General features: G+C 66.3%; 3 protein-coding genes. All 3 read left to right on the forward strand.

The window, feature by feature from the left end:
• The coding region (locus M3498_05555) for a galactose oxidase (protein ID MDQ3458752.1) at window positions 1-504 on the forward strand (504 nt) is incomplete at its 5' end.
• 229 nt (window positions 505-733) lie between these two features.
• Window positions 734-3,178, forward strand: a complete 2,445-nt coding sequence (locus M3498_05560) for a choice-of-anchor D domain-containing protein (protein ID MDQ3458753.1) — start codon at window positions 734-736, stop codon at window positions 3,176-3,178.
• 189 nt (window positions 3,179-3,367) lie between these two features.
• Window positions 3,368-4,567 carry a hypothetical protein gene (locus M3498_05565; protein ID MDQ3458754.1) on the forward strand — a complete coding sequence of 400 codons (1,200 nt, stop codon included), beginning with the start codon at window positions 3,368-3,370 and terminating at the stop codon, window positions 4,565-4,567.
• Window positions 4,568-4,732: the final 165 nt, after the last annotated feature.

Here is a 4,732-nt window from a genome sequence, read left to right on the forward strand (position 1 = left end):
CCCGAACGCGAGGATAGGCAAGAGCACTGGGTCTTGTCCCTGGATCTTCCGGAAGCGGGTTGGCAACCTTTGGAGCCTCTGCCCAACCCGCGCAATCACCTGGGCGTCGTCGCCCTGGAGGGCATGATCTACGCCATCGGCGGCCAGCACGGCGCCCGCAAGCAGGCGGTGACCCAGAACGCGGTGCATCGCTACGACCCGGAAACGAATACCTGGACGGAACTCGCGTCCTTGCCGCAGCCTCTCTCGCACCATACCGCGGCGACATTGGTGATAGACGGCCGCATCATCACCGTCGGCGGCGAGCAGGCGCATGAGGAATTCGTGGCGAGCGTATTCGCCTACGACCCGCGGCAGGACCGCTGGGCGCCGCTGACCTCCTTGGACGAGCCACGCAATGCCGGGGTGGGTGGTTTTATCAACGGAGAGATCGTCTATGTGGGGGGAGCGGTTAGGCCGGTGGTGTTTTCCGAAGGCATCTACCGGGGCACCCCCGCGCCGTAAACAGGGTGTACCGTCAAACAGCGGAACGCACGCCTGGGACGGTAGCGGAACGCTCACCCTTCATACTAAGTGCAGCGTTATGATCGGGAGGTTGATGTGCTCGAGCGCAACGGGCGCTCTCTTTCGTCGCCTGGGCAAAGCGTCGCCGGTTCCTTCCCTAGCGCTCCCTTCTCGTCCAGATCCAATAAGCCAGATCCTATCAAGGAGGCAACCCAGTTCAATGCGTGTTATGAAGAATCTTTCCCCCTTCAGCCTGCTCCTCTTCGTCTTAGCGGCGTGTGGGGGCCTGCCCGAGCAGCCCGGCGGCGCGCCGGCGGCGCCGACCAATCTCGAGGCCTTTCCCGGCGACGGTGAAGTTCGCCTCAGTTGGGATGCCAGTGGTGACGCTACGGGTTATCACGTCTACCGCGGCGCCAGCGCGGACAACGTCATGACCGCCGCGAACCGCCTCACCCTCGAGCCCGAAACCACCACGAGCTACCTCGATCCGGGGCTCGCCAACGGCGTCACCTATTACTACGTCGTGACCGCCGTGGACGCGGCCGGCAGGGAGTCGCCCGCGCAGGCGCCGCCCGTCTCGGCCATGCCCCAGCCGGGCGGCGAGCCGGGTGTGGGCCGATTGGCCGCGCAGCCCTCGGAACTCGTCTTTAGCGGCGTGCAGGGCGAGGTAAGCGCCGCCCAGAGCCTCACCTTGAGCAACCAGGGCGACGCCGCGGCCGAGCTTCACGGCCTCGAGCTGAGCGGTGAGCACGCCGCTGCCTTTAGCCTGTCGGGCGCGCCGGCCTTGCCCTTCGTCCTCGAGCCGGGCGCGGAGCTCAGCCTCGACCTCACCTTCACCCCCGCCGACACTCAGGTAGGCAGCCTCAGCGCCCGGCTCGAGTTGGGCGCTGAGCACGGCGACGACCAGGCGGAGGGCGCGAGCGCCGAGCTCTACGGCCTCAGCGCCAGGGGCCTGGGCGGCAGGGACGAGCCCACCCTCCAGGAGGTCGTCGCTACCCTGGGCTATACCATCGACATCGGTTCAGACGAGCTCGAGTTTGGCCAGGATCCCGCGCCGCTCGGCGACGAGGTCCTGGTGCCGCGCTTCAGGAGGGCGGGGCCGGGTGAGGTCGGCCTCCGGCCGGTGGCGCGCTACTCGCCCGACGAGCTGGTTCCCTTCGGCTACTACACCTTCGACACCTCGGCCGACACCTCCGCCGACGCGTCCGCCGGGGTGATCTCCTACAGCCAGGTGGCGCAGATCGAGGTAGGGCAGGATCAGACATTGAATCCGGCCATCGTCCCAGGCGGTGAGAGCAGCTTCGATCCGGGCGACGCCGACTTCGGCGTCTACGTGAGAAGCCAGCACTTCGGCTACACCACCCACACAGAGGACCACCTGAACACCGCCCAGCCTCAGCTTCCCCACGCCGTGCGCGTCTACCCCATCCGGGACCGGAGCGGGGAAGAGGTCGCCAACAGCTATCTGCTGGCCTTCGAGGACTGGCGGAACGGCGACTTCCAGGACTACGTCTTCGTGATCTCGAACGTCGCGCCCGCCGCGGGCGGACCCACGCCGGCGCCGCAGAGCGACGCGGTTCTCACCACCGAAAACCGCGCCGGGGTGGCCGACGGGCAACTGCAGCCGGGCTTTTTCAACGACTGGCTGTCCTTTAGCCGCATCGACAGCATCCCCGACAACTGGCCCGAACAGTCGGACTGGACCGACCTGCGCTACCAGGACGTGGCCACCTTGCGCCTCCGCAACGAGGGCGCGGGCGACGACCTCGTCGTCGTCGGCTTCGACTTCTTTGGGCAACACGCCGACCAGTTCGCGGTTCGCCTCGAGGAGAACCCGGACCTGACCCTGCCCTTTTCCATCGCGGCCGGAGCGTTCGAGGACGTCCAGGTCACCTTTCTGGGCGGTCCCAACCAGGAGGGTGACCCGCTCGTCGCGCCGGTACCGCCCTTCTGCTCGCCGGGCAGGGAACAGGCCCAGCAGTGCGCGGAGGTGCGCCGCGCCACCATGACGATCGTCTCCAATGCTACGGGCGGCGCCAACACCGCCGTGGAGCTGGCGGGCGCCCAGCAGACGCGGCCGGAGTGGGTGTTCGAGACCTCGCTGACGCAGCTCGCCATGGTCTTCGGCTATGGCACCGACATCGGCGAGCCCCTGGTCGAGAGCAGCGACTCGCCGCTGGCCGGCGACGAGATCCGCGAGCCCTTCTGGACCCGCGCCGACTCCAGCCAACCCGTCTACGTCCGGCAGATGGCGGCCTTTCACGGCTGCTGTCTCTACAGCGACTGGTTCGACCTGGGCAGCGCCAACACCCGCTTTTTCCACCACCCGGATTACGCCCAGAGCATCTTTCCGCCGCTTCAGGGCAACCCGGAGCGCCGCGCCCAGCGCCTTTACAACTCGCCGCCCGCGCGCTTCGAGATCAGGGTGGGGAGCGGCCCCCAGGTCTACACCACCAATGTCGCCGCGACCGAGTCGGGCAACCTCGGGGTGAGGATGTGGCCGGTCAAGGACCGCAGCGGCGCGCCTGTCCCCAATGCCTATCTGGTCGCCCAGGACTACGTCGACGCGCAGCCGGAGCAGGAGGGCTGCGGGGACGGAGACGGGGGTGGCGTCGCCAACTGCGACTACAACGACAACGTCTACCTGATAACCAATATCGAGCCCGCACGGTGATGGGCACGTAAGGGAGGTGATACGGAACAGGCTTTATATCCTGTGGGCGCTGGGGAGAGCTCGAGCCCACAGACCACGGCTCCCGGTTCGGTACAGTGGTCATTTGCACTTTACATATCCGGATTCTATGAACACAATAGGCACTGTGGAGTTAACCCTCCCATTCTCAAGAAAGGTGAGTGAAAGATAGTGAAACGCATCCTCCTCTTCTCCTCGCTGCTCGTTTTCCTGGCAGCCTGCCAGGGGCCGGGCGAGTCGCCCATCGCGCCGCTTGCGCCTGAAAATCTGTCGGCGGACTACAATGAACAAACCGGTAACGTTGACCTGAGCTGGAGTGCCAGCACCGGTGCGACCGGCTACAACGTCTACCGCAGCCAAACCCAGGGCTTCGTCCCCGGACCGGACGACCGTATCGCGGCGGACCTCGCCGAAACCTCCTACCCCGACACCACCGCTACGGCCGCCGCTACCTACTACTACCAGGTGACCGCGATCAACGCCGTGGGCGAATCGACTGGGTCGGACGAGGCCAGCGCCACGCCGACTGCTGGTCCTGTCGATCCCCCTGTCGATCCTCCCGTTGACCCTCCCGTCGATCCCCCCGTCGGTCCCCCCGTCGGTCCCCCCGTCGATCCCCCCGTCAATCCTCCCGTAGGCCCTCCCGTCGACCCCGGTCCCGTTCCCCAGCCCGGCGAGCCGATCGACGAGTTGACCTTCGATGCGGCCGTGCCGGACACGCTGGCGAACACGGGCTTCACCCTCGTTCAAGGTGGCGACACCTTCTTCAACCCCGGCAACCTGAACCTGTTCACCGGCGCGGGCACCCTCACCATCACCGCGCAGCAGGGCCTCCAGTTTCAAGAAGCCAACAGCCTCGAGAACGGCCTCGGTCTTCCGGTCGATGTGACGGGCGAAGCCCGGGTCATCGAGACCACCCTCGTCAAGCCGGCCTTTCCCGGCAACAACTTCCAGCAGGCCGGCCTCTGGTTCGGCCTCCCCGGCGATCAGAACAACTACGTCAAGCTGGTGGTGATCAGCGCCGTTGGTGCGGCTAACGATACCAGTTCGCAGATCGAGCTTCGCCGCGAGATCGGCGGCGAGACCGTCGACGGCCCCACCGGTTTGAGGCGCACCAGTGCCTTCAACATCCCCACCGGCGCGACCGTCACCCTCAGACTGGTGGTTCAGCCCGACGGCACCGCCACGGGTTACTACAGCGTCGACGGTGGTGACTTTCAGCAGGTGACTGATGGCGGTGTGCAGCTCACCAGCGCGCTGGTGACCGGCGACAGTGCCGCAGGCATCATGGCCTCGCGCCGCAACGATCCCATGGGCCCCTTGGAGGTCGTCTTCAACGAGTTCAGCGTGTCGGCGCTCGCGGCGCAGTAAACGCTGGACAAGCAATTCTGTACGGCAATTCTGCACAGCAAGTTGGAAGGGGCGCTCCTGGCGAGCGCCCTTTCTGCTGTGGCTGGGCGGCTTCGAAGGCCGAGCGCATCCCTCCTTCAGCTGACTGGTGCTTAGGACGTGCTCCAGTGTTGCCCTACCTTGCAG

The sequence above is a fragment of the Deinococcota bacterium genome (genome assembly GCA_030858465.1).
Lineage (GTDB): Bacteria > Deinococcota > Deinococci > Deinococcales > Trueperaceae > JALZLY01.

Excerpts from the sequence above, each read along its gene's own strand:
- M3498_05560 (MDQ3458753.1), top strand. The coding sequence starts at position 734 with ATGAAGAATCTTTCCCCCTTCAGCCTGCTCCTCTTCGTCTTAGCGGCG.